Annotated in this window: 20 protein-coding genes, 2 tRNA genes and 1 pseudogene; 6 read left to right on the top strand and 17 right to left on the bottom strand. The window is 71.8% G+C overall.

The features are described from left to right. The first annotated feature begins 105 nt into the window (after nt 1-105). The gene (locus IF23_RS0106970) at nt 106-525 is read left to right on the top strand and encodes a Fur family transcriptional regulator (RefSeq protein ID WP_030280923.1); all 420 of its coding nucleotides are present in this window, start codon (nt 106-108) and stop codon (nt 523-525) included. A 159-nt stretch (nt 526-684) separates the two neighbouring features. Here IF23_RS0106970 and IF23_RS0106975 read toward each other — a convergent pair. From IF23_RS0106975 to IF23_RS0106990, 4 genes are all read right to left on the bottom strand, one after another. Next, nucleotides 685-758: transfer RNA gene (locus IF23_RS0106975), tRNA-Met, on the bottom strand. A 90-nt stretch (nt 759-848) separates the two neighbouring features. Then, on the bottom strand, nt 849-2,711 hold the full coding sequence (locus tag IF23_RS0106980; RefSeq protein WP_211266125.1) for a tetratricopeptide repeat protein: 1,863 nt from the start codon (nt 2,709-2,711) through the stop codon (nt 849-851). 236 nt (nt 2,712-2,947) lie between these two features. Further along, nucleotides 2,948-3,021, bottom strand: a tRNA-Met gene (locus tag IF23_RS0106985). 121 nt (nt 3,022-3,142) lie between these two features. Further along, entirely contained in the window at nt 3,143-5,968 is a 2,826-nt protein-coding gene (locus tag IF23_RS0106990) for a UPF0182 family membrane protein (RefSeq protein ID WP_030280927.1), read from the bottom strand. Nucleotides 5,969-6,183: 215 nt separating this feature from the next. Here IF23_RS0106990 and IF23_RS0106995 point away from each other — a divergent pair, with 215 nt between their 5' ends. Continuing rightward, the gene (locus IF23_RS0106995) at nt 6,184-6,738 is read left to right on the top strand and encodes a PPA1309 family protein (RefSeq protein WP_030280930.1); all 555 of its coding nucleotides are present in this window, start codon (nt 6,184-6,186) and stop codon (nt 6,736-6,738) included. 91 nt (nt 6,739-6,829) lie between these two features. Here the strand turns inward: IF23_RS0106995 and IF23_RS0107000 are convergent, their stop codons facing one another. The 4 genes from IF23_RS0107000 to IF23_RS0107015 all read right to left on the bottom strand — a co-directional run bounded on the left by IF23_RS0107000 (nt 6,830) and on the right by IF23_RS0107015 (nt 10,145). Then, nucleotides 6,830-7,921, bottom strand: a complete 1,092-nt coding sequence (locus IF23_RS0107000; RefSeq protein ID WP_030280933.1) for a YlbL family protein — start codon at nt 7,919-7,921, stop codon at nt 6,830-6,832. A gap of 120 nt (nt 7,922-8,041) precedes the next feature. Then, a complete protein-coding gene (locus IF23_RS34340) occupies nt 8,042-8,215 on the bottom strand; it encodes a hypothetical protein (protein ID WP_169749987.1) in 174 nt (57 codons plus the stop codon). 180 nt (nt 8,216-8,395) lie between these two features. Beyond that, on the bottom strand, nt 8,396-8,875 hold the full coding sequence (locus tag IF23_RS0107010; protein WP_030280935.1) for a molybdenum cofactor biosynthesis protein MoaE: 480 nt from the start codon (nt 8,873-8,875) through the stop codon (nt 8,396-8,398). 118 nt (nt 8,876-8,993) lie between these two features. Next, nucleotides 8,994-10,145: an SDR family oxidoreductase gene (locus IF23_RS0107015; RefSeq protein ID WP_030280942.1), complete on the bottom strand. Its 1,152-nt coding sequence runs from the start codon at nt 10,143-10,145 to the stop codon at nt 8,994-8,996. A 191-nt stretch (nt 10,146-10,336) separates the two neighbouring features. Between IF23_RS0107015 and IF23_RS0107020 the strand changes: the two genes are divergently transcribed. Both IF23_RS0107020 and IF23_RS0107025 read left to right on the top strand, forming a co-directional pair. Beyond that, nucleotides 10,337-11,797 carry a zinc-dependent metalloprotease gene (locus IF23_RS0107020; RefSeq protein ID WP_030280944.1) on the top strand — a complete coding sequence of 487 codons (1,461 nt, stop codon included), beginning with the start codon at nt 10,337-10,339 and terminating at the stop codon, nt 11,795-11,797. Continuing rightward, nucleotides 11,794-12,324, top strand: a complete 531-nt coding sequence (locus IF23_RS0107025) for an NUDIX hydrolase (RefSeq protein WP_030280946.1) — start codon at nt 11,794-11,796, stop codon at nt 12,322-12,324. Before IF23_RS0107020 ends, IF23_RS0107025 begins: the two co-directional genes overlap by 4 nt. Before the next feature lie 57 nt (nt 12,325-12,381). Here the strand turns inward: IF23_RS0107025 and IF23_RS0107030 are convergent, their stop codons facing one another. From IF23_RS0107030 to IF23_RS0107045, 4 genes and pseudogenes are all read right to left on the bottom strand, one after another. Further along, nucleotides 12,382-13,140, bottom strand: a complete 759-nt coding sequence (locus IF23_RS0107030; protein ID WP_030280948.1) for an AIM24 family protein — start codon at nt 13,138-13,140, stop codon at nt 12,382-12,384. Between the two features lie 16 nt (nt 13,141-13,156). After that, entirely contained in the window at nt 13,157-13,840 is a 684-nt protein-coding gene (locus IF23_RS0107035; RefSeq protein WP_030280949.1) for an AIM24 family protein, read from the bottom strand. A gap of 14 nt (nt 13,841-13,854) precedes the next feature. Next, nucleotides 13,855-15,427: pseudogene (locus IF23_RS35345) on the bottom strand (AIM24 family protein). A 106-nt stretch (nt 15,428-15,533) separates the two neighbouring features. After that, nucleotides 15,534-16,100 carry a M48 metallopeptidase family protein gene (locus IF23_RS0107045; RefSeq protein WP_078653833.1) on the bottom strand — a complete coding sequence of 189 codons (567 nt, stop codon included), beginning with the start codon at nt 16,098-16,100 and terminating at the stop codon, nt 15,534-15,536. A 235-nt stretch (nt 16,101-16,335) separates the two neighbouring features. Here IF23_RS0107045 and IF23_RS0107050 point away from each other — a divergent pair, with 235 nt between their 5' ends. Together IF23_RS0107050 and IF23_RS0107055 are read left to right on the top strand one after the other, a co-directional pair. Then, complete coding sequence (locus IF23_RS0107050; RefSeq protein ID WP_051739319.1) at nt 16,336-17,472, top strand: ThiF family adenylyltransferase; 1,137 nt, start codon at nt 16,336-16,338, stop codon at nt 17,470-17,472. 34 nt (nt 17,473-17,506) lie between these two features. Continuing rightward, nucleotides 17,507-18,913, top strand: a complete 1,407-nt coding sequence (locus tag IF23_RS0107055; RefSeq protein WP_030280960.1) for an ABC1 kinase family protein — start codon at nt 17,507-17,509, stop codon at nt 18,911-18,913. A gap of 34 nt (nt 18,914-18,947) precedes the next feature. On the opposite strand, the gene IF23_RS30980 is transcribed toward IF23_RS0107055, so the two are convergent. From IF23_RS30980 to IF23_RS0107080, 5 genes are all read right to left on the bottom strand, one after another. Then, nucleotides 18,948-19,205 (bottom strand): hypothetical protein, encoded by a 258-nt coding sequence (locus tag IF23_RS30980; protein WP_037677551.1) that lies wholly within the window; start codon nt 19,203-19,205, stop codon nt 18,948-18,950. Between the two features lie 170 nt (nt 19,206-19,375). Further along, entirely contained in the window at nt 19,376-19,690 is a 315-nt protein-coding gene (locus IF23_RS0107065) for a hypothetical protein (RefSeq protein ID WP_030280961.1), read from the bottom strand. Beyond that, the gene (locus IF23_RS0107070) at nt 19,687-20,040 is read right to left on the bottom strand and encodes a WhiB family transcriptional regulator (RefSeq protein ID WP_030280963.1); all 354 of its coding nucleotides are present in this window, start codon (nt 20,038-20,040) and stop codon (nt 19,687-19,689) included. The genes IF23_RS0107065 and IF23_RS0107070 overlap by 4 nt, the downstream gene beginning before the upstream one ends. A 116-nt stretch (nt 20,041-20,156) precedes the next feature. Continuing rightward, complete coding sequence (locus tag IF23_RS0107075) at nt 20,157-20,462, bottom strand: hypothetical protein (RefSeq protein ID WP_030280965.1); 306 nt, start codon at nt 20,460-20,462, stop codon at nt 20,157-20,159. A 143-nt stretch (nt 20,463-20,605) separates the two neighbouring features. Next, a complete protein-coding gene (locus IF23_RS0107080) occupies nt 20,606-22,852 on the bottom strand; it encodes an ATP-dependent DNA helicase UvrD2 (protein ID WP_030280966.1) in 2,247 nt (748 codons plus the stop codon). Between the last annotated feature and the right edge of the window lie 244 nt (nt 22,853-23,096).

Raw genomic sequence — 23,096 nt, forward strand, 5'->3', positions numbered from 1 at the left:
TACATTGGACATTGTCTAAGTCAAGAAGACCCCGAAAGTCGTACCTGATCCGGTGATGGACGGCGCACTGTTACCCTGGGCGTATCTGACTGATAGGTGAATGGCATGAGTGACCTGCTGGAACGGCTTCGGGAACGCGGCTGGCGACTGACCGCACAGCGGCGCGTGGTCGCCGAGGTGCTGGACGGCGACCACGTCCACTACACCGCCGACGAGGTGCACGCCCGCGCGACCGAACGGCTCCCCGAGATCTCCCGCGCCACCGTCTACAACACCCTCGGCGAGCTGGTCTCGCTCGGCGAGGTGCTGGAGGTCAGCACGGACGGCCGCGCCAAGCGCTACGACCCCAACGCCCACCACGACCACCAGCACCTGGTGTGCTCGCGCTGCGGCACCATCCGGGACGTCCACCTCCACGGCGACCCGCTCTCCGCACTCCCCGAGCCCGAGCGGTTCGGCTTCCAGGTCTCCGAGGTGACGGTGACCTACCGGGGCCTGTGCCCCACCTGCGCCGCCACCTCCTGAAGCCGCGGGCGCGCCCCCGTCCGGGCCGCCCCGCCACCTTGATCGGCTCGCACCCCACCGGGTGCGGGCCCGTTGCCGCGCCCGCGTCCGGCCCCCAGCAGTGTCCGCGCATACGACGAAGGCCCGGATTCTCGAAAGAATCCGGGCCTTCGTCTTCAGTAGCGGGGACAGGATTTGAACCTGCGACCTCTGGGTTATGAGCCCAGCGAGCTACCGAGCTGCTCCACCCCGCGCCGTTGTGCTGTTTACTTTAGACCCACGCCGACGACCAGCGCAAATCCGTTCCCCGGGAGCGGTACCGGACCGCTCCCGGGGACACGCCGTCAGGCGCTCAGCTCCTCCTGGAGCGCCTCCTGCAACCGGGCCGCCCGCTCGGCGACCTCCGGCGGACCCAGCTCCACCGCACGCGCGCACCACGACCCGGCCTCCGCCAGGGCACCGCGCCGCGCGGCCAGCAGCGCCAGCCGGAGCGCGGCCCGGCCGTGACCGTCCCGGGCCGCCCGCTGCCACCACAGGGCGGCCTCGGGCAGGCTGCCCTCGCGGGCCAGGAGCAGCCCGAGGTTGAAGGCGCCGTTACGGCTCCCGGCCTCGGCGGCCGCGCGGTACCAGCGGGCCGCCTCGACCGTCTCGCCCCGGGCCGCCGCGAACATCCCGACCCGGACCTGCGCCCGGCGGTGCCCCTGGGCGGCCGCCTTCTCGTACCAGCGGGTGGACTCGGCGTCCGGCTTCCGCGCCTGACCCGTGGGCCAGGGGTCGTCGGCCTTCGTGACCTCCGCGGAGCGGCGGTCCAGCAGATCGGCGAGGCGGAACGCCGCCTCCGCGCTGCCGCCCTCCGCCGCGCAGCGCAGATGCGGCTCCGCCTCCTCGTCCGCGCCCTCGCGCTGCTGGGCGATGGCGACCTGGAGCGCCGCCTCGGTGTGCCCGGCCGCCGCCGCCCGCTCGTACCAGATCCGGGCGGCGCGCTCGCTGCCCCGTCCGGCGAACAGGATGCCGAGGTTGAACGCCGCGTCCACGCTGCCGGCCTCGGCCGCCTTGGAGAACCACGGCTCGGCACCGGCCGCGTCGCCGCGCTGGAGCAGCAGGATGGCCAGCGCGTTGGCGGCCTCCCGGTGCCCGGCGTACGCGGCGCGGCGGTACCACTGCTCACCGCGCCCGGCCCGGCCCTGCTCGGCGCAGAGCAGGCCGAGGTTGTAGGCGCCGTTGACATCGCCCGCGTCGAGCGCCGCGCGGTACCAGCGCTCCGCGGTCTGCAGTTCCCCGCGGTCGGCGTGGAGCGCGCCCAGCGCGTTGGCGGCGTTGCCGTCGCCCTCCTGGGCGGCGCGCCGCCACCACTCGGCGGCGCTCTCGGTGTCCCCGGCGTCGCGCAGCAGGAAGGCCAGCGCGCAGGCGGCCTTCGGCTCGCTGTCCTTGGCGGCGGAGAGGTACCAGCGCCCCGCCTCCTGGACGTCGCCGCGCTCCTCCAGCAACGTGCCGAGCTGGAGCGCGGCGCGCCGGTGGCCGCGCGCGGCGGCCTGGCGGTACCACTGCTCGGCCTCGGCCTCCCGGCTCAGCTCGCCGTAGGCGGGCGCCGTGCGGCGGTCGGCGCCGCGCCCCTCCTCGATGAGCCGGGCGAGGCGGTAGGCCGCCTCCCGGTGCCCGCGCTCGGCCGCGGTGCGGAACCACCGCTCGGCACCGATGTCCCCCCGGTGTTCGAGCAGGTCGGCGAGGGCGTACGCGCCCAGGCAGTGGCCCGATTCCGCGGACTGGCGCAGCCAGTACTCGGCGGCGGGCTCGTCCCCGCGCTCGCGGTGGTGGCGCCCGAGGGCGTGTGCGGCGGCGGCGGACCCGGCGACCGCGGCGATCCGCCACCAGCCCGCCGCCTCGTCCACATAGCCCCGCTGATGCAGCAGTACGCCGAGATTGTTCGCCGCCGCGCGGTCACCCGCGACGGTCGCGGAGCGCAGGTACGGCTCGGCGCCGTCGAGATCCCCGCGGCGCAGCAGCAGTGCGCCCAGTGCGCTCATGGCCGCGGTGTCGCCGGCCTCCGCGGCGCGGCGGTGACCGGATTCGGTCACCGCCTCCGACGCCTCGGCCGCCTCCGCGGCGTCCATTTCGTCCATCGGCAACTCGGATGTGCGCCCTTCGTCGGGCGCATGCACAAACCGGTCCGTCTCCAACAACCTTGCCTTGTCCCCCATAAGAGCCATCGTCGCACCACCCGTAACCCTCGTACACCTGGTATACAGCACCCGGCGAGGTCACTTCAGCGGTTTGTCGACTTCCCGACACAACGACTTGCCAAACTCAAGCACACAGGTTCCCCACATCGGCTGTTCGACGTGGCTGTACGCAGGAAGAACGCGACCGACCGGTCGGGTACCCGGTATGGACGCGCTCATGACGAAGGCCCGGATTCTCGAAGAATCCGGGCCCTCGTCGTCAGTAGCGGGGACAGGATTTGAACCTGCGACCTCTGGGTTATGAGCCCAGCGAGCTACCGAGCTGCTCCACCCCGCGTCGTTGTGTCCTCAACCTACCACGGCGCGGGGCGGGGTCCGTGCGGGCCCCGCCCCGCCCCGGCTCACGGTGCCCGGTGGCCGCCGGGGAGTCCGGCGGCCACCGCGGGCGGTCCGGGCGGTCAGCCGCCCGAGCCGCCGCCCTTCTTGTCCGCCTTCTTCTCGGCGGCGGCGGCGCGGTCCAGCGCCTCCTTGAGCTTCTTCTGGGCGTCGCCGTACGCACTCCAGTCGCCGTCGACCCGGGCCTTCTCGCCCGCCTCGTACGCCTTCTGTGCGTCGTTCAGCGCCTCCTGGACCGACTGGTCCGACGGCGGCTGGGTCGTCTCCCCGCCGGTCGGCGGTTCCTCGCCCGGTGTCGTACCGCTCGGTGCCTTCTTGCCGAAGACGACGTCCAGCGCGTCCTTGAGGGAGTTCTCCAGGACGGGCTTGTTGTCGCCGTAGCTCACCAGCACCTTCTTCAGGAGCGGGTAGTTGGTGTTGGCGCCGCGCAGATAGACCGGCTCGACGTAGAGCAGACCGCCGTCGAGCGGCACGGTCAGCAGGTTGCCGTACTCGATCTCCGAGTCACCGAACTTCTTGAGGATGTTCAGTTCGTTGGCGATCTGCGGATCGGAGTTGAACTTCGACTGCACCAGCTGCGGACCCGGCACCGGTGTCTCCGACGGCAGCTTCAGGATTCTGATCTTGCCGTAGTCACCGCTGGTGGCGTTCGCGTCGACGGCCATGAACGCCCCGAGGTTGTCCCTCTTGTTGGGCGTGAACGTCGTCGTCAGCGAGAACGTCTGATCCTTCTGGTCCGGCATCTTCATGCTCAGGTAGTACGGCGGCACGGAGTTGCCCGATTTGTTGGTCGGATCGTTGGGGATCTGCCAGCGCTCGGAGCCGGTGTAGAAGGTGCCCGGGTCCGTGACGTGGTAGGTCGTCAGCAGCTGCCGCTGGACCTTGAAGAGGTCCTGCGGGTAGCGCAGGTGCTCCATCAGCTGCGGGCTGATGCTGTCGCGCGGCTCGACCGTGCCGGGGAAGGACTTCATCCAGGTCTTGAGGACCGGGTCCGCCTTGTCCCACTGGTAGAGCTTGACGCTGCCGTCGTACGCGTCGACCGTCGCCTTCACGGAGTTGCGGATGTAGTTGACCTGGTTCTGCTGGGCCATCACCGCCCGCTGTCCGTTGGTGAGCGAGTCGGCGGTGGTGTCACCGAGCGTGGTCCGCGAGGCGTACGGATAGCCGTTGCTCGTGGTGTACGCGTCGACGATCCACTGGACGCGGCCGTTGATGACTGCCGGGTAGGCGTCGCCGTCGATGGTCAGCCACGGCGCGACCGCCTCGACGCGCTCCTTGGGCGTGCGGTTGTAGAGGATCTTCGAACCGTCGCCGATCGCCCCGGAGTAGAGGATCTGCGGCTCGCCGAACGCCACCGCGTAGGCGGCGCGGTTGATCGGGTTGGCGAGGCTGACACCGCTCTTGCCCTGGTAGGTGTAGCTCTTCTCGCCGCTGTCGTCGGAGTAGTCCAGCTCCTTCTGCGGACCGCCGACGATGGAGTACTGCGTGGTCTTCTCGCCGTAGTAGATCCGCTGCTCGTACTTGGGCAGCTTCCCCTTGGACGGCAGGTCGGACTCGGTGTACTTCGGGCCGCCGCCCTCCGTGGTCTCGGTGCCCTTCGCCGCCACCGCGCCGTAGCCGTGGGTGTACTTGAAGTGGTCGTTGATCCAGTTGCGCTCGGGGATACCGGCGATGTTCAGCTCACGCAGACCGATGACGGTGTCCTGCTCGACGCCGTCCTTGTCCTTGTAGCGGTCCACATCCAGGGTGGAGGGGAACTGGTAGTAGCCGCGCACCTGCTGCTGTTGCTGGAACGCCGGGGAGACGACGTTCGGGTCGAGCAGCCGCATGCTGGCGGTGGTGTCGGCGTTGTCCCGGAGCTTCTGGCTCTCGGCCTTGCTGCCGGGCTGGTAGTCGCCCTTGTAGCCGGTGACCTTCGAGTCCTGGATGTCGTACGCGTCCCGCGTCGCCTTGATGTTCTGCTTGATGTACGGCGCTTCCTTGGCCTGCTCGTTCGGCTGGACCTGGAACTTCTGCACGATCGCCGGGTAGAGCCCGCCGATCAGCACCGCCGAGAGGACCATCAGGCCGAAGCCGATGACCGGCAGCTGCCAGGTGCGGCGCCACAGGGTCGCGAAGAACAGCACCGCGCAGATCGCCGCGATGAAGAACAGGATCGTTTTCGCCGGGAGGTAGGCATTGGCGTCGACGTACCGCAGGCCCGTCCAGCCGTCGGCGGAGCGCAGCCCGCTCGACTTCACGGCGAGACCGTAGCGGTCGAGCCAGTACGCGATGGCCTTGAGCGAGACGAAGATGCCGAGCAGCACCGACAGATGGCCGGTGGCCGCGGCGGTCGCCCGCGAGCCGGGGCTGGTGAGCCGCAGCCCGCCGTAGAGGTAGTGGGTGAGCGCGGCGGCGACCAGGCAGAGCACCGCGGCGGCGAAGCCGAAGCTCAGCAGGAAGCGGTACCAGGGCAGGTCGAAGGCGTAGAACGCGACGTCCTTGCCGAACTGCGGGTCCTTCTGGCCGAACGGCACGCCGTTGATCCACTGGAGCCAGGTGCGCCACTCACCGGACGCGGAGGCTCCGGCGACCAGCCCGACGACCGTGGAGATCGCCAGCAGCACCCACTTCTTGAAGGGCGCCAGGCTCATGCGGTAGCGGTCCAGGCTCTGCTGCTCCATGGACATCGCGCTGAGCGGTGGCCGCAGGCGGTGGGCCAGCCAGATGTTCACGCCGACGACCACGGCCATCAGGGCGCCGAAGACGGCGAAGAGGCCGATCTTCGTCCACAGTGTGGTGGTGAAGACGGAGGCGTACTTCACCGAGCGGTACCAGAGCCAGTCGGTCCAGAACCCGGAGAACATCACAAAGAGCATGGCCAGGACGGCCAGTACGCCCACCGTCATGAAAAGGGTCCGGGCCCGCCGCGACGGCCGGCCGACTCTCATCCGTGGCCCGGAGGGGCCTCCGCCGCGGTCCGGCATCTGGAAAGCCAAGGTGCGCACCTCGAAGATCGCTGTCGTGTGGAACAGGCCCGGGAGATAGTAGGACCCACTCCACCAACTTACGAAGGCTTTACCCGGTTCCCGATTTCCGGGGTTCACAGGGCACGATGTGAAACATGACGAACAACCCCGTGGACGGCACCCCGCTCGCCGCCTCTCCGCTGACCCGCGCGGTACTCGAGATCGACGAGTACAGCGCCGGACTGGGCTGGGACCAGCCCGCCCGACTCTTCGCCCTCGTGGACTCCGCCAAGCTGCGGGAACAGGAGCCCGCACTCGCCGCCCAGCTGGGCATCGACGACGACGCGGCCGCGTCGCTGACCCCCGTCGAGCAGGACGAGATCCCCGCCGGGACCGCGCTCGACGAATTCCTCGCCACCATCGCCTGGCCCGACGCGGTCGCCGGGTGCGCGCTGACCGTGGAGCGGCTGATGCTCCCGCCGTCGGCCGAGGACTCGGTGCCCGACGGGCTGGACGAGAAGCAGCTCGCCGCGTGGGTGGCCGAGCACCCGGACCGTCAGGAGGTCCGGATGACCGTGGCGGTGCTGCGGGACGGCTCCCGCGAGTCGGCGCTGCGGCTGCGTGAGAAGGACGCGACGTCCGAGGTGCTCACGGGCGCCTCGCTGGTGCCGGGCCTGGCGGACGCGCTGGCGGCGACGTTCGAGGCGTGACCGGCGGCGGGCGGCGTACGGGGCGGCTCCCCGTACGCCGGACGCGGCCCCGGGGGCGTCGGCGCCCCACGGTGGCCGGACCGGCGCCGCGCTAGTGGGATATGGAGCAGCTGGGCAGGCCCTCGGTGTGCCCGCTGCTGATCTTCTTCAGCGCCTGGACGGCGTCGCCTATGGTGTCGACCTTCACGAGGGTGAGGCCCTCGGGGGTGTCCTTCGCCGCGGAGGCGCAGTTGTCCTTCGGCGTGAGGAAGTACCGGGCGCCCTTGGCCCGGGCGCCGACCGTCTTCATCGAGATGCCGCCGATCGGGCCGACCTTGCCCTGGTCGTCGATGGTGCCGGTACCGGCGATGAACTTGCCGCCGGTGAGGCTGTGCGGGCTGAGCTTGTCGACGATGCCGAGGGCGAACATCAGCCCGGCGCTGGGACCGCCGACGTCGGCGAGCTTCACATCGATGGTGAACGGGAAGATGTGGTCGACGCCCGCCTGGATACCGACCAGCGCGCGGCCGCCGTCGGCCTTCACCGTGGGCACCGTGACGTCCTTGCGGCCGCTCTCGGGCCGCTGCCCCTTCTTCTCGGCCGCCGCCGCGTTCTTGGCGGGGATGACGGTGAAGACGACCTTCTCCCCCGGCTTGTGACGGGTGACAAGCTTGGTGACGTCGTCCTTCGCCTTCACCGGTGTGCCGTCCACCGCCTTGATCACATCGCCGGCGTGCAGCAGTCCGTCGGCCGGCTTGCCCTTGAGCACGGAGGCGACGACGGTCTGCGTGGCGACGGGGATGTGGAGCTGTTCGAGTGCCGCGACCTTGGCGCTCTCCTGGGACTGGGAGAACTCCTCGGCGTTCTCCTGGTCGGCCTGCTCGGCGGTCTGTCCCTCGGGGTAGAGCGTCTTGTGCGGGACGACGGCGCTGTCGGGGTCGAGCCAGCCGTAGACCGCCTCCAGGAGATTCATGGAGTAGTCGGGGCCGGTGACGCGGACGGTGGTCATGTTGAGGTGACCGTCGGTCGGATACGTCTTGCGGCCGGAGATCTGCAGCACCGGCTTGCCCTCGTGCTCGCCGAGGGTGTTCACGGTGGGGCCCGGTGACATCTCGGAGTACGGCACGGGAAGGAGTACCCCGGCGCAGAGCAGCGCGATCAGCATCAGTGTCGAGGCGAGCAGCGTCGCGGTGCGGCGTGGCATGGAACGACAGTACGGGACGGGTATGACAACCGGCTCGCGGGGCCGTCCGTACGAGGCGATCGGCCGGTCCGGCGTCCGCCCGCCGCCCGGTGTGTTCCGGTTCGGCGGGCGGACGCCGGGTCAGACCAGATCGGATCCGGAGTGCTCGCGCTCCATCGCGGTCCGGAAACGTTCGTATCCGGCGAGCTCCGCGATGTCGCCGCCGCCTCTGCGGTTGCGTTGTGCCCAGGTGCTCCACAGCATGGCGGCGAGCGCGGCGAGGACCGGAATCAACAGCCAGAGGAGCGCACCCATAGTGGCCTCCCGAAAGTGTCCCACCGCTATCGACGAATAAGCAGATTAACCATCTGCCACGTCAACGCTCATGCCCGGGGGCAGGTTACGCAACCGGAACCCACCCACCCGGTTGGCTCCGTGGCCGGGGGCCGACCGGGCGGCGCGGCGGGACCGGGCGGGTGAGCGGACGGCGTGTCGTCAGGCGCCGACCCACTCCTCGGTGCCGTCGGAGAAGGTCTGGTGCTTCCAGATCGGGACGGTCGCCTTGAGGTCGTCGATCAGCCGACGGCAGGCGGCGAACGCCTCGGCGCGGTGCGGACAGGAGACCGCCACGACCACGGCGAGGTCGCCGACGACCAGATCGCCGACGCGGTGGACGGCGGCCAGCGCGCGGACCGGGAAGTCGGCGGCGACCTTCTCGGCGACCTGCCGCAGCTCCGCCTCGGCCGTCGGGTGCGCGGAGTAGCCCAGCCCGTCGACGTCGGTGCCGCCGTCGTGCGAGCGGACCGTGCCGACGAACAGCGCGGTGCCGCCCGCCGCGGCGTCGCCGACGGCCGCGAACACCTCGTCGACGGAGAGCGGCGTCTCGCGGACCGCCAGCAGCCGGACGGGGTCGGCCGCGCCCCGCTCTCCGGGGTGGTCACGGCCTGGGGTCGGAGTGACGTGCGTGCCAGACATGCCGCCATCGTGCCCCACCGCACCCCGGAAGGGGAATGGCCGTTTCCCCCGGGCGCGGGGCGCCCCGCCTGGAGATTCCTCCGGGCGCGGCCCCGCCCGCCGCGCCCGGTGGTCCGCGTCAGATGCGGCGGCGGGCCTTGCGGGCGCGGCGGACCAGGGCGGCGGTGCCCAGGAGGGCGACGGTCGCACCGGCCGCGCCCGCGGCGGTGGCGTCCTTGCGGCCCAGGCGGCGTCCGGCGACGGTGTGCCGTCCGGCGACCTCCTCCAGCAGTTCGGCGAGGACCTCCTCGTTGCTCCACCGGGGCCGCCAGCCCGCCTCGTGCAACCGGCTGCCGCTGACCACCCAGGGGTGCATGGTGTAGGCGAGGTCCCCGGCGGGTGAGGGGGTCAGTCCGATGCGGTGCAGCCGGGCCGCGGCGCCCAGGGCGACGGAGGACGGCAGCTCCATGCGCCGGATACCGGACAGCTCCTCGACCTCTTCCTGGTCCAGCCAGCCGTCGCAGCCGACCGCCAGCTCGCCCTCGACCTTCTCCAGGGCGGCGTACTCCAGGGCGCTGACCAGGTCCTCGACGTGGCAGAACTGCCAGGCGGGGCGGGAGCCCGCGACGACCAGGAGGCGCGGCGACTCGAAGTACCGGGTGAGCGCGGTGTCGGTGCCGCCCACGAGGACGGCGGGCCGGACGACCGTGCAGTTCAGGCCGGGGTGGGCGCGGGGCGCCCGCTGGGCGAGGCGTTCGATCTCCAGGAGGTCGCCGACCCCGGTGGCGTCGGCGGTGGCCCGTAGCTCGGCGTCCTCGGCGAGCGGGATGTCGTTGTCGGGCAGCGCGCCGTAGACCATCGCGGAGGTGCAGAGCACGACGCGGTGCACCCCCGCGGCGGCCGCGGCGGTGAGGACGGTCTGGGTGCCGCGGACGTTGTAGGCGGTGCGGGCGGCGTCGTCGGACTCCAGGTCGAGGTCGAGCGCGAGGTGGACGACGACGTCGGCGCCGTGCAGTTTCTCGGCGATGGCCGGGTCCCGGATGTCCAGGACGTGCCAGTGCGCCTCGGGGACGTCGCCGCGCCGCTCGTCGATGGCGATGACCCGCTTGACCTCGTCGGATGCGGCGAGGGCGCGGGTCAGCAGCGCGCCGACGCCGGTGGCGGCTCCGGTGACGGCGATGACGGGGCGGCGGCCGGGCCGCGGGGCCGGTTCTTCGGTACCGCGTCCGGTCTGCGGGGTCGGGGCGTCAGCGTTTCGCGCTGCGCGAACGGTCGGATCTGGGGAACTCACCGGGCGTCTCCAGCGGTTGTCTTCAGTACGTATGCGTACCGGCGCGTACGTACAGGTGGCGTCCATCCTGCCGCAGGCGTCCCGACAGCGGAGCACCGAGCCCCGATGCTCGGAGGGTGTCTACGCTGGAGGGTGATGTCGGGCAGCCGCCGTCGGCCGAGGGCCGGCGGCCCTACGAGCCGAGGAAACCCGTGAGTGACACCCCATTCGGATTCGGCCTTCCGCCGGAGGAGCCGGAGGACGGCGACAACGGCAAGAAGAAGGGCGGCCAGGGAGGTAGCCAGGGCCCCGCGGACCCGTTCGGGTTCGGCAGCGGGAGCGGTGGCGCGGACAACCCGTTCGCGGCGCTCTTCGGCGGCATGGGCGGCCCGGAGGGCCAGATGAGCCCCGGCGACCTCGGCGCCGCCTTCCAGAAGCTGGGCCAGATGCTCTCGTACGAGGGCGGGCCGGTGAACTGGGAGATGGCCAAGGACATCGCGCGGCAGACGGTCGCGCAGGGCACCGAGGCCGGTGGCAAGGACGAGTCCGTCTCGCCCGGTGAGCGCACCGCGGTCGAGGAGGCGGTCCGCCTGGCCGACCTGTGGCTGGACGGCGTGACGTCGCTGCCGTCGGGTGCCGGGACGGTCGTGGCGTGGAGTCGGGCGGAGTGGGTCGAGGAGACCCTGCCGGTCTGGAAGGACCTGGTGAATCCGCTCGCGGAGCGCGTCGGGTCGGCGATGGGCGATGTGCTGCCCGGTGAGATGCAGGCGATGGCCGGTCCGCTGCTCGGCATGATGCGCTCCATGGGCGGCGCGATGTTCGGCACCCAGATCGGGCAGGCGCTGGGCGTCCTGGCGGGCGAGGTCGTCGGTTCGACGGACGTGGGTCTGCCGCTGGGCCCGGCCGGGAAGGCGGCGCTGCTGCCGAAGAACATCGCGACGTTCGGCTCCGGTCTGGGCGTGCCCGAGGAGGAGGTGCGGCTCTACCTGGCGCTGCGGGAGGCCGCCCACCAGCGGCTGTTCGCGCATGTGCCGTGGCTGCGCTCGCATCTGTTCGGCGCCGTGGAGGGGTACGCCCGCGGGATCAAGGTCGACACCTCGAAGCTGGAGGACGTCGTCGGCCAGATCGACCCGCAGCACCCCGAGGAGCTGCAGAACGCGCTGCAGTCCGGCATGTTCCAGCCGGAGGACACTCCGGAGCAGAAGGCCGCGCTGGCGCGGCTGGAGACGGCGTTGGCGCTGGTCGAGGGCTGGGTGGACGCGGTCGTGCACGCCGCCGCGGCGCCGCATCTGCCGTCGGCGGACGCGCTGCGGGAGACGCTGCGGCGGCGCCGGGCGACCGGTGGCCCGGCGGAGCAGACGTTCTCCACGCTGATCGGGTTGCAGCTGCGGCCGCGGCGGCTGCGGGACGCCTCCCGGCTGTGGGCGTCGCTGACGGACGCGCGGGGTCTGGAGGGCCGCGACGGTCTCTGGGCGCACCCGGACATGCTGCCGACCGCCGCCGATCTCGACGATCCGGACGGCTTCGTGCACCACGAGCAGATGGACTTCTCCGAGCTGGACAAGATGCTGGGCGATGCGGCGAGCGGCGGCAAGGGCCCGCAGAAGCCGCAGACGGACGGCGGTTCCGGTGCGGACGGCGAGGACGACGCGAAGGGCGAAGGCGGCCGGTGAGCCTGCACGACGAGGCGGCGCGGGCGCTCAAGGAGTGGCCCGCGCCGTCGCCTGCCCAGGAAGAGCTGCGGCTCTCGTATCTGGAGCATCTGGCCGCGCATCCCGACGGCATGTGGAAGCCCTGCGCCGCGGGCCATCTCACGGCGAGTGCGCTGGTGATCGATCCGGTGGGCGGGCGGGTGCTGTTGACGCTCCACCGCAAGCTGGAGATGTGGCTGCAGATGGGCGGCCACTGCGAGCCGGAGGACGCCACGCCGGCGGACGCGGCGCTGCGTGAAGCGCGTGAGGAGTCCGGTATCGCGCGGGGGCTGGAGCTGCTGCCCGGCGGTCCGGTGCGGCTGGATCGCCATCACACGCCGTGCGCCTGGCACCTGGATGTGCAGTTCGCGGCCGTGGCGCCGGAGGACGCGGTGGCGCGGATCAGCGACGAGTCGCTGGATCTGCGGTGGTTCCGGTACGACGAGGTCGCCTCCGTGGCCGACGAGTCGGTGGTGCGGCTGGTCGAGGGCGCACGGGCGCTGGTGTAGCCGTCGGCGGCGGGGCCGGGTCCGGGTGGTTCTCCGCCCGGGCCCGGCCCCGCGCCGTCAGTTGGTGAAGATGTTGCCCTGGTTGTAGCCGCGGGCGCCCTGCTGGCCCATGCCGAACTGTGCGGCGAGGCCGGAGCCGATGTCGGCGTTCTGCGGCGGGAGCAGTTCGCTGGGCTGGACCAGGGCGTATCCCTGGCCGAGGAAGCTCAGCTCCCAGCCCTCGCCGGTGTGGCCGCGGCGCCGCCAGACGCCGGAGGAGTGCGTCTGGGCCTGCATCTGGACGCGCAGCGACGCGGACCAGGCGACGACCGCGTCGGCGTCGGCGTTGACGTAGGTCTCGGGGGTGACCGGCAGCATCAGCGGCTGGCCGGAGGTCATCAGGACGACCCTGCCCTGACCTGCGATGTTGAGCTGGTACTTGCCGGTGCCGGAGATGCCGTACCGGCTGTCGACGGAGACGGCGTCCCAGTGGAGCCCGGAGTCGAGCGCCAGGACGTAGCTGCTGTCGACGGTGAGGCCCTGGTGGTCGACGTCCAGGATGTGGACGTACTGGGCGAGGTTGGCGAGGTAGACGGTGCCCTGGCCGGAGATGCGCATCAGGTCCAGGCCCTCGCCGGTGACGGCGCGGGCGTAGTGCTGGCCCTGGGTCTGGTAGTCCCCCTCGAATTCGAGGAGTCCTTGGTAGGCGACCATGGAGCCCTTGCGGGCGAGGAGGTCCTCGTGTCCGTCGAGGGTGACGCGCAGCAGTTGGGAGTTCTGCAGGGCGTAGCGGTCCTGGGTCTGTGTCTCGGTGTGGGCGAAAAGCGGGCTCTGCATGTTCCTCGGTCCCCCTTCAGCCCCGGGCCCGGAGCCGGTCGGTGCTGTCCTCGCTGGGCTGGACGACGACGAAGCCCTGGCCGGAGAAGCCGAGTTGGTACGCCTCGCCGCTGCCGCGTCCGATCATCGAGGACGCCTTGAAGCTGCGCCTGCCCTTCATCTTCAGGTTGGTCGACCAGGCGACGAGGGCGTCGGGGTCGACGTATGTCTCGTCCTCACCGCGTCCGCAGTCGACGACGATGGGGGTGCCGCGGGAGGTGAGGGCGACCCAGCCGGTGCCGGATATGCCGACGTTGAACAGTCCCTGACCGGCGAACTTGGCCATGCCCTTGACGCGTTGGACGCCCCACTGGAGCTGGGCGTCGAGGGCGAGGAGGTTGGTGCCGCTGACGGACAGCGCCTCGCCGTCGAGGTGGATGCAGACGACGTCGGCGCCGTAGTCGGCGAGGTAGAGGACGCCGTCGCCGCTGCACTTCATCAGCGGGGCGCCCTCGCCGGTGATCCACTGGGAGGCCATCTGGCGGACGGCGGGCGGATTGGGCTCGTACTGGATGAAGCCCTCGTAGGCGATCATCGATCCGGTGCGGGCGAAGATGTCGTGGCCGCTCTGCATGGCGATCTTGACCATGGCGCTGCCGTGGTTCTCCATGCGGGCGGCGGGTGGGGTCGGGGCGTAGCCCGACAGCTGCTGCTGGGTCATGGTGGCGGGCTCCCTCAGACCTCGTAGGGCTGGACGACGATGAAGTTGCCGGGCGCGCCGCGGAACTGGAGGTTCACGGACTCGCCGGAGTGGCCGGGGTAGGCGTGGCGGCGCATGCTCACCTGGCTGGAGACGATCACCTGCGCGGCGGCGGACCAGGCCACGACGGCGTTGGCGTCGGCGAAGGTGGTGGGGGTGACGGGCAACACGACGGGCGTGCCGTGGGTCTTGATGACGACGGTGCCGGTGCCCTGGAACTGCAGGGTGAACAGGGCGCCCCCGGGTATGCCGTGGCCTTCGACGCGGCGGACCTCGTGCTGGAGCGACTCGTCGAAGGCGAGGACGCTGTCGGCGGAGACGCACAGCGCGTCGCCCTGGAGCTCGACGGGGTGGATGTGGGTGCTGTCCTCGGCGAAGAAGACCTGGCCCTGGCCGGTGCAGCGCATCAGCTGCATCTCCTGGCCGGTGGCGTTGCCGACGAGGCGGCCACGGAGGCCCGCGCCCTTGTAGTTGAAGTCGACCTTGCCCTGGTAGAGCACCATGCTGCCCTGGCGGGCGAGGACCGGTTGGCCGTCGATGCCGAGGTCGACGCGGACCAGTTTGCTGTTCTGGAGCGTCCACCGCTGCCCGGTGGGGGCTTCCTTGTACTTCTCCAGCACGACGCCGAGCCCGGGCCCGCCGTCCTGGGGCACGACCGGCGCCTGACCGGGGTGGGGCATTCCGGGGGCCTGCCCGTACGGCGCGGCCTGCGGCGGGAACTGCCCGGGCGGCGGTCCCTGGGGTACGCCGTGGCCGGGCGCGCCGCCGTAGGGGGCCTGGCCCGGGGCGCCGTAGGGGGCGTGGCCGGGCGCCGGGTGTCCGTACGGGGCCGGGTGTCCGCCGCCGGGGATGCCGGGGGCGGAGGGCGGCGGTACGGGGGCCGCGGGCGGGGTCATCGGGGTGCCGGGCGGGACGAGGGGCGCGGCCATGGTGGGTGCGCTGTGGATCTGGGCCGCGGCGGGCTGCGGCTGCTGGGGCGAGCCGAAGCCGGGGTCGGGCTGCTGCGGGGGCGCGGGCTGCTGCGGGGCGGGCGCCGGGGCCTGCGGGGCGGCGGGTGCGGCAGGGGGGGGGGGGGGGGGGGGGGGCGGGGGGGGGGGGGGGGACGTCCTTGAGGTAGAAGTCACCGAGCATCACAGCGCGTTCGGTGCTGAACTCGGAGCCGTTGAAGGAGTAGCGGGCGACTTCTTCGCCACCGGCGACGATGCGGAGGTAGCCGGGGCCGATCCGGGAGACCTGACCGGCGCCGTCGAGGGCGGCGGTGAAGGACAGCTTCCGGATGTGTGACGGGATGCGGTCGAGCGTGACCCGGAACGACTGGGTGTCACCGGCCTGTTCGCCGAGTTGCTGGATGGCCTGCTCGGGCGAGGCGGGCTGGTTGAAGAAGACGAAGTACCGGTCGTCGGCGAGCCGTTCGTCGGCGTCCAGGCCGAAACAGCTGATGTCGAAGGTGAGCCCCGGGCCGCCGATCTGCACTCCGACATACAGGTCGGTCCCTGCCGTCAGGTCGCCGATCCTGGCCTTGTGGCCCCGCTGGAATTCCCTGGCCATAGGTAACGCCTGTCCCCCGCTCCGGCTGTGAGTTGGTACCGCTCGTCAGGCTATCCGCTGCCACCGACAGCGCGTGCTGCCGGGGCGTGAGCTGCGTCGGCCGGGGTCAGTCGGCCGGTTCGGACGGGTGCGGCAGCCGCTCGGCTGCGGCGACGCCTTCGAGGTAGCCCCGGGCCCGTTCGGTGCGCGGGTAGGCGTCGAGCAGCTGCCAGAACCGCGGGCCGTGCCCGGGCACCAGGAGGTGGGCGAGTTCGTGCAGCAGGACGTAGTCGACGACGTATTCGGGCATGCCCCGGAGGCGGTGGGAGAGGCGGATGGTGCCCTCGGCGGGGGTGCACGAGCCCCAGCGGCTGTTCTGGTTGGTGACCCAGCGCACCGACGCGGGCCGCGCCTCGCCGCCGAGGTACCGGGCCGACAGTTCGGCGGCCCGCTCGGTCAGCTCGGCGTCGCCGGGGCGCCGCCTGCCGTCCTTCGCGGCGAGCCGCTCCAGCATCACGGCGACCCAGCGCTCCTCCTCCGCGCGGGACATCCGGTCCGGTATGAGGACGACGGTGCGGTCGCCCTCCCGGCGGGCGGAGACGGTGGTGCGCCGACGCGCGCTGCGCCGCACCTCGACGGGGCTGGGCGCGGTGGCGGGGGTGGAGCCGCGGGTGGCGGGGGTGGCGGGTCGCAGGGGGTGCTCCTTCTCCGCGGTGGACGGGTGGGCGGGGCCGGTGGGCCGCGCCCGAGGCTACTCGCGGCCACCGACATCCGGCCCCGGCCTGTCCACAGCCCGCCGCATTCGTACGACTGCGGGGTCCGGGCCTGTGGACAACTCGGGGGGTGTGGCGGCCGTCGGCGCATGCTGGTCCCCACACCGCGGAGAACCGCGGACGGACCGGGGAACGGGGGCGGATGCGATGCGTCCGATGATCAAGCCGTCGCTGCGGCGCGGCTGGCGGGACAGGGAGAAGGTGCAGTACGGCGTGGCTCCGGCGCATGCGGTGGTGGTGGGGCCCGTCGACATCGCGACGGGCTACTTCCTCGACATGATCGACGGCACCCGCACCATGGACGAGCTGCTCGCCCAGGCCCCTGCGCTGGACCTGCCGCCCGCCCGCGCCCGGCGTGTGGTGGAGCGGCTGGGCGCCGCGGGGCTGCTGGAGGTGGCGTCCGGCGGCGGTCCCGGGGCCGATGCGGTCCGGGCGGACGGCGCGGCCTGTGCCCGGCTCCGGCCGGATCTGGCGTCGCTGTCGGTGCGGTATCCGGAGGCCACCGGCGCGTGGGGGCGGATGGGGGCGCGGCGGGCGGTCCGCGCGCGGGTGCGGGGCACGGGGCGGGTGGGGGCGGCCGTCGCGGCGTTGCTGTCCGCGTCGGGCATCGGCCGGGTGGAGGTGCTGGACGGCGGGAAGGTCGAGCCGTGGGACGTGCTGCCCGGCGGGTTCCGCGCGGATCAGATCGGTGAGCGGCGGGACGTGGCCGCGCGGCGGCTGGTGCGGGAGGCGTCGCCGTGGGGGCGCGTCCCGCGGCCGGTGGTCCCGGTGAGCGAGTCGGGTGAGCCGGGCCTGTCGCTGGTGGTCCTCACCCCGCGGGACGGCCTGGGCGCGTACACCCCCGATCCGCTGCTGTCCGAGCCGCTGCTGACGGCCGGTGTCCCCCATCTGTACGCGGGGGTGGTCGAGGGCACGGGTGTGGTGGGGCCGCTGGTGGTGCCGGGACTGTCCGCGTGCGCGGGCTGCGATGAGCTGCGGCGTACGGAGGCGGAGCCGGCGTGGCCGAGGCTGCTGGCCCAGTGGCGGTCGGCCCGGGGCTCCGCCGCGGTCCCGGCGTGTGACGCGTCGCTGGCGACGATGGTCGCGGGGCAGGCGGCGGCGCAGGCGTTGACGTTCCTCGACGGGACGTTGCCACCGTGCACGGGCGCCCGGTGGGAGTTCGCCCTACCGGGTGCGGGCATGCGCACCTCATCGATCGCGCCGCATCCGGAGTGCGGGTGCGGGGCCGCGCGGTCGGCGGCGTCCGAGGAGACCTCGGATCCGCGGCGGCGGCACGCCACAATGACGGAGTAACCCCACTTGGGGACAGTGTGAGTTGGAGGGGCGCATGTCTGATCTTCCCCGCAAGGCGGTCACCCGTACCGCCAAGCTGGCCGCGCTGCCCCTGGGGTTCGCCGGTCGGGCCACCTGGGGGCTGGGCAAGCGGATCGGCGGCCGGTCGGCCGAGATCGTCGGCCGCGAACTGCAGCAACGCACCGCCGAGCAGCTTTTCAAGGTTTTGGGCGAGTTGAAGGGCGGGGCCATGAAGTTCGGGCAGGCGCTGTCCGTCTTCGAGTCGGCACTGCCGGAGGAGGTGGCCGGTCCCTACCGCGCGGCGCTGACCAAGCTCCAGGAGGCGGCCCCGCCGATGCCGACGAGCACGGTGCACACCGTTCTCGCCGAGCGGCTGGGCGAGGAGTGGCGGGAGCTGTTCCAGGAGTTCGAGGACAAGCCGTCGGCCGCCGCGTCGATCGGTCAGGTGCACCGGGCCGTGTGGCACGACGGCCGTCCCGTGGCGGTGAAGGTGCAGTATCCGGGCGCCGGTGCGGCGCTGCTGTCCGACCTCGCCCAACTGAGCCGCTTCGCCCGCCTGCTGGGCCCGCTGATCCCCGGCATGGACGTCAAACCGCTGATCGGCGAGTTGCGGGACCGGGTGGCGGAGGAGCTGGACTACGCGCTGGAGGCGGAGGCGCAGGAGGCGCACGCGGCGGAGTTCGACGGCGACGAGGACGTCCGGGTCCCCGCCGTGGTGCACCAGAGCGAGCAGATCCTGGTCACCGAGTGGCTGGACGGCATACCGCTGGCGGAGGTCATCGCCGACGGCACCCCGGAGCAGCGGGACCGTGCGGGGCAGTTGCTGGCACGGTTCCTGTTCTCCGGCCCGGCGCGTACCGGGCTGCTCCACGCCGACCCGCATCCGGGCAACTTCCGGCTGCTGGCCGACGACGGGCCGGTGAGCGGCTGGCGGCTCGGTGTCCTGGACTTCGGGACGGTGGACCGGCTGCCCGAGGGTCTCCCGCCGACGATCGGCACGGCGCTGCGGATGACGCTGGAGGGCCAGGCCGAGGTGGTCCATCAGCAACTGTGCGACGAAGGGTTCGTGAAGGACTCCATCGACCTGGATCCACAGGAGGTGCTGGAGTATCTACTGCCGATCATCGAACCGGCGCAGGTCGAGGAGTTCACCTTCACCCGGGATTGGATGCGGCGTCAGGCCACCCGGATCGGCGACCCCCGCTCCCCCGCCCACCAACTGGGCAAACAGCTCAACCTTCCCCCGTCCTACCTGCTGATACACCGGGTGACGCTGAGCACCATCGGAGTGCTGTGCCAGCTGGGGGCGGCGGTCAGGCTGCGCGACGAACTCACCGACTGGCTACCGGGCTTCGTCTCCCCGGACACGCCCGCCGACGAGCCGGACGAGGAGGAAGCGGAGCCGGACGGCCGGGTGGCGGAGGAGGAGCCCATCGGCTGAGGCCGGGCGTCGCGGCCTCAGCCGCGCGGCACGGTCACCAGTTGCCGGAGTCCAGGCGTCCTTCGATGGAGCGGAGGTTCTCCCGCGCGCAGCCGTCGCAGAAGTAGCGGCGGACGCCGTTCTCCACCGAGCAGGCCCACAACGGCGGGCTCCCCTCGGCGGCCGCGCCGCAGCGGGCGCAGGAGATACCGGGGGCGTCGCCGTCCCGGCGGCCCGTGCTCGTACCGGGGCGGTCCCCGGCGTCGGTCCCGGCCGTCGGCTGCTGCGCCGTGCCATGCGTCGTGCGGTCCACCGTACGACGATATCCCCGCAGCCCCCGCCACGACGGAAACACGCGGCCGGGGCCCGCCCGACCGGACGGGCCCCGGGCCCACGGTGCACGGAGCGCGCCGCCGCATCGCCTCCGCCACAGGCCGATCGGCCCGGCAGGACGGCGCGGCGCCCCCCGTATCTGTTACCGCGTCACTGCATCACGGCCATGGCCAGGGCGCGGCGGGCGCGGAGCGACGCGCGTTCCGCGCGCCGCTGCATCCGCCGCGCGGCAGCGAGCCGATGGCCCCTGCGTTCGGACTCGGCTTGGTGCAGGCGTTCGTGCATATGGGCACGGGCCAGAGCTTCTGGGATGAGTTGCATTTCGAGGTTCCTGTTCTGACGAGACTCGATCGCACCGGAGTTCACGGGTGCGGGCATTTCGGTGACGGTGGGGTTCATCGCTGGGTCCTGCTTCCGGGGGTCCCGCGTACCGGGACGGTCGATCGTTCCTGTGCCGGTGTTCATGCCGCGACCGGATTCTTGCGCGGACGGCCTCGCGGACGCTTCCGCGCCACGACGACCCCCTGGACGAACAGCTCACCGCCCCAGACGCCCCACGGCTCACGGCGGTCCTTGGCACCCGCCAGGCACGCCTCACGGACGGGGCAGGTGCGGCACAGCGACTTGGCGTACTCGACGTCCGCCGGGGACTCGGCAAAGAAGACCTCGGGGTCGTAGGTGCGGCACGGCACCGCGGCGCCCAGACGGTCGATTTCGTTGTCCAGCTCGGTGAGGGGAAGCAAGGAGTTCTCCTGGGGATCAGGCGGGGGGATCAGGTCGGTCGCAACGGACGGGGTGTGCGTCTGCAGTTGCACGGTGTGTGTTCCTCGTCTGTGTGGCCCGGCGGTGGCCGGGCGCTGGGCAAACAAAAGGGCCGCGGATCCCGGTGGGGGTTCCGCGGCCCTGGAAGGCGCCGACCTGATCATGCCGATCAGGCTGGATCTCTCCAGGGTTCAAGGCCGCGGTAGGCCCACGTTTCGTGCTGGCGGTACTGCTGCTGGGATCCGGCACCATTGGCTGCCGCGGGAGCAAAGGCATTCGCCATTGCTGCCACTGCCGCTACCGCAGGTGCCTGCGCCGGTCGCGCACTGCGCTCCTCCGCCACGAGGGACAGAAGGAACTCGGGACGCTTGACCTCGACGCCGGACATACCGGTGCCAAGGAACGAAGAGCCGAGGGAGCACGTGGCGACGACCGAACGATCGGTCATTTTGTTCATCTCGATGAAGCTGATCATTGGGGGTCGCCTCCTCTCGGCGTCTCGGTGGACCGGGAATCCCGTTCCAAACATGTTCAAGTACAACACGGATACTTCCGGACCCGGAAGCCCGTCATCACCGTGCTCCCGCAGGCTATGGGGATGCCGTCCGCGCGCGCAAACTATTTTTCCGACGAGTTTTCCGTGGCCTCCCCGCCGTCCTCGTCAGCAACTTCCCCAAGAGCCTCCGTCACGCCGTCGCCAAGCTCCTGACCTGCGCACAACGCCAGCACCTCGGTCCCGAAACGGTCCAGCTTCCGCCGCCCCACACCGGAAATCTGTGCCAGCTCCCCCGCCGAACCCGGCACCGCTTCCGCAATCGCCATCAATGTCTTGTCGGTGAACACGCAATACGCCGGCTGCGACATCTGCGCCGCCTGCGCCGCCCGCCAGTCGCGCAGCCGCTCGTACAGTCCCTCGTCCAACTCCGACGGACAGTCCTCACACCGCATCAGCTTCATCTCGCCCGCGTCCGTCAGCGTCCGCCCGCACACCCGGCACCGCGCCGGCCTACGGTCCCGGCGCCGCAGACCACCGGACAGCCCGCCCGCGCCTCGCTCCACACCGCCCACGGCCGCACCCGCCGCACGGCGCGCCACACCGCCGCCGGGCCGCAGACCGTTCAGGAACCGGCTGGGGCGCCGCGACGCCCGGCCGCCCGGCGACCGCGCCAGCGACCACGACAGCCCCAGATGCTCCCGCGCCCGCGTCACCCCCACATACAGCAGCCGCCGCTCCTCCTCGACCTCCGCGTCGGACGTCGCATGCGAGATCGGCATCATGCCCTCGGTCAGCCCCACCAGGAACACCGCGTCCCACTCCAGGCCCTTCGCGGCATGTAGCGACGCCAGCGTCACCCCCTCGACCGTCGGCGCGTGCTGCGCCCGCGCCCGCTCGTCCAGCTCCGCCACCAGATCCGCCAACGACGCCTCCGGACGCGCCCGCGCGAAATCCTCCGCCAACCGCATCAACGCCGCCAACGACTCCCAGCGGTCCCGCACCGCCCCCGAACCCGCGGGCGGCTGCCCCGTCCAGCCCTTCGTACTCAGCACCGCCCGCACCTGCGACGGCACATCCACCGCATCGTCCAGCAGCGCATCGTTCCCCCCGAAACGGGCAGCACTGCGCAGCGCCACGCCCGCCTCCCGCACCTCCGGCCGCTCGAAGAACCGCTCCGCGCCCCGCAGCAGATACGGCACACCCGCATCCGCCAGCGCCTGCTCGTACACCTCGGACTGCGCGTTGATACGGAACAGCACCGCTATCTCACCCGCCGACACACCCGACGCGATCAGCTCCCGGACCCGCCGGGCCACGCCCTCCGCCTCCGCGGGCTCGTCGGAATACTCCACGAACAGCGGCTCCGGGCCCGGCGCGCGCTGCGACACCAGCTCCAGGCGGTGCTCCGCCGCCCGGCCGCTCGCCTGCGCCAGCACACCGTTCGCGAGATGCACCACCTGCGGCGACGAACGGTAGTCCCGCACCAGCTTCACGACCGTCGCCCCCGGATGACGGGTACGGAAATTCAGCAGATGATCAGGGGTCGCGCCGGTGAAGCTGTAAATCGTCTGCCCCGGGTCACCCACCACGCACAGGGATTCCCGCTCCCCCAGCCACAGCTCCAGAAGACGCTGCTGCAACGGGCTGACGTCCTGGTACTCGTCGACGACGAAATGCTGATACTGCGCCCTGACCTGCTCCGCGATGTCATGCCGGTCCTGCAGCACCCCCACCGTCAGCAACAGCACGTCCTCGAAATCGATGACGCCCCGCTCCCGCTTCAGCTGCTCGTACATCGTGTAGATCTGCCCGACCTCGGCCGCATCACGAGGCGCCGCCCGGCCCGCCTTCACCAACGCCGCCGGATAATCCGCCGGAACCGTCTGCGTCACCTTCGACCACTCGATCTCGCCCGTGACCTCCCGCAGCTCCGCACGGTCCAACCGCACCCGGCAACGCGCCGCCGCCTCCGCGACCACCTGCACCTTCCGCTCCAGCAGCCGCGGCACCTCACCGCCCACCGCCTTCGGCCAGAAGAACTGCAACTGCCGCAACGCCGCCGAGTGGAACGTCCGCGCCTGCACCCCACCCGCACCGAGCTGCCGCAACCGGCCCCGCATCTCCCCCGCCGCCCGCGCCGTGAACGTCACCGCCAGCACACTCGCCGGCTGCATCACCCCCGACCGCACGCCGTACGCGATCCGGTGCGTGATCGCCCGGGTCTTGCCCGTGCCCGCACCCGCCAGCACACACACCGGACCCCGCAGCGCCGTCGCCACCTCGCGCTGCTCCGGGTCGAGCCCGTCGAGCACCGCATCGGCCGAGTCCGGGACCTGCGGGAAAAGAGAGGAATCCGATGCTGCAGTCACCCCGCCATGCTGCCAGGTCCACCGCCGGACACCCCAAAACCGTCCACAGGGGACCCGGCACCGGTACTACCGGAACGGCCCTCTGTGGACAGCCGCCGACGCCCGGCGCCGAAATCTGCTGGAGTGGGAAAAGCGAGAACGAGCACGGTCGAGAGCGACGGAATCGCCTGGGTCGCGGGGCTGCGCTGGGTGGGGCCGGACGGGGGGTTGTGGGGCTGGGGCGAGGCCACGGTGAGGTGCGGTG

This window comes from Streptomyces catenulae (genome assembly GCF_000718015.1).
GTDB lineage: Bacteria > Actinomycetota > Actinomycetes > Streptomycetales > Streptomycetaceae > Streptomyces > Streptomyces catenulae.

What these genes read in the sequence shown, in the direction of transcription:
- IF23_RS0107010 (WP_030280935.1), bottom strand. Translation starts at nt 8,875, where the DNA reads ATGTCTGGCACGCACGTCACTCCGACCCCAGGCCGTGACCACCCCGGA.
- IF23_RS0107030 (WP_030280948.1), bottom strand. Translation starts at nt 13,140, where the DNA reads ATGCAGAGCCCGCTTTTCGCCCACACCGAGACACAGACCCAGGACCGC.
- IF23_RS0106990 (WP_030280927.1), bottom strand. Translation starts at nt 5,968, where the DNA reads ATGACGGTGGGCGTACTGGCCGTCCTGGCCATGCTCTTTGTGATGTTC.
- IF23_RS0107050 (WP_051739319.1), top strand. Translation starts at nt 16,336, where the DNA reads ATGATCAAGCCGTCGCTGCGGCGCGGCTGGCGGGACAGGGAGAAGGTG.
- IF23_RS0106995 (WP_030280930.1), top strand. Translation starts at nt 6,184, where the DNA reads ATGACGAACAACCCCGTGGACGGCACCCCGCTCGCCGCCTCTCCGCTG.
- IF23_RS0107065 (WP_030280961.1), bottom strand. Translation starts at nt 19,690, where the DNA reads ATGAACACCGGCACAGGAACGATCGACCGTCCCGGTACGCGGGACCCC.
- IF23_RS0107075 (WP_030280965.1), bottom strand. Translation starts at nt 20,462, where the DNA reads ATGATCAGCTTCATCGAGATGAACAAAATGACCGATCGTTCGGTCGTC.
- IF23_RS0106980 (WP_211266125.1), bottom strand. Translation starts at nt 2,711, where the DNA reads ATGGCTCTTATGGGGGACAAGGCAAGGTTGTTGGAGACGGACCGGTTT.
- IF23_RS0107000 (WP_030280933.1), bottom strand. Translation starts at nt 7,921, where the DNA reads ATGCCACGCCGCACCGCGACGCTGCTCGCCTCGACACTGATGCTGATC.
- IF23_RS0107035 (WP_030280949.1), bottom strand. Translation starts at nt 13,840, where the DNA reads ATGACCCAGCAGCAGCTGTCGGGCTACGCCCCGACCCCACCCGCCGCC.
- IF23_RS0107055 (WP_030280960.1), top strand. Translation starts at nt 17,507, where the DNA reads ATGTCTGATCTTCCCCGCAAGGCGGTCACCCGTACCGCCAAGCTGGCC.
- IF23_RS0106970 (WP_030280923.1), top strand. Translation starts at nt 106, where the DNA reads ATGAGTGACCTGCTGGAACGGCTTCGGGAACGCGGCTGGCGACTGACC.
- IF23_RS34340 (WP_169749987.1), bottom strand. Translation starts at nt 8,215, where the DNA reads ATGGGTGCGCTCCTCTGGCTGTTGATTCCGGTCCTCGCCGCGCTCGCC.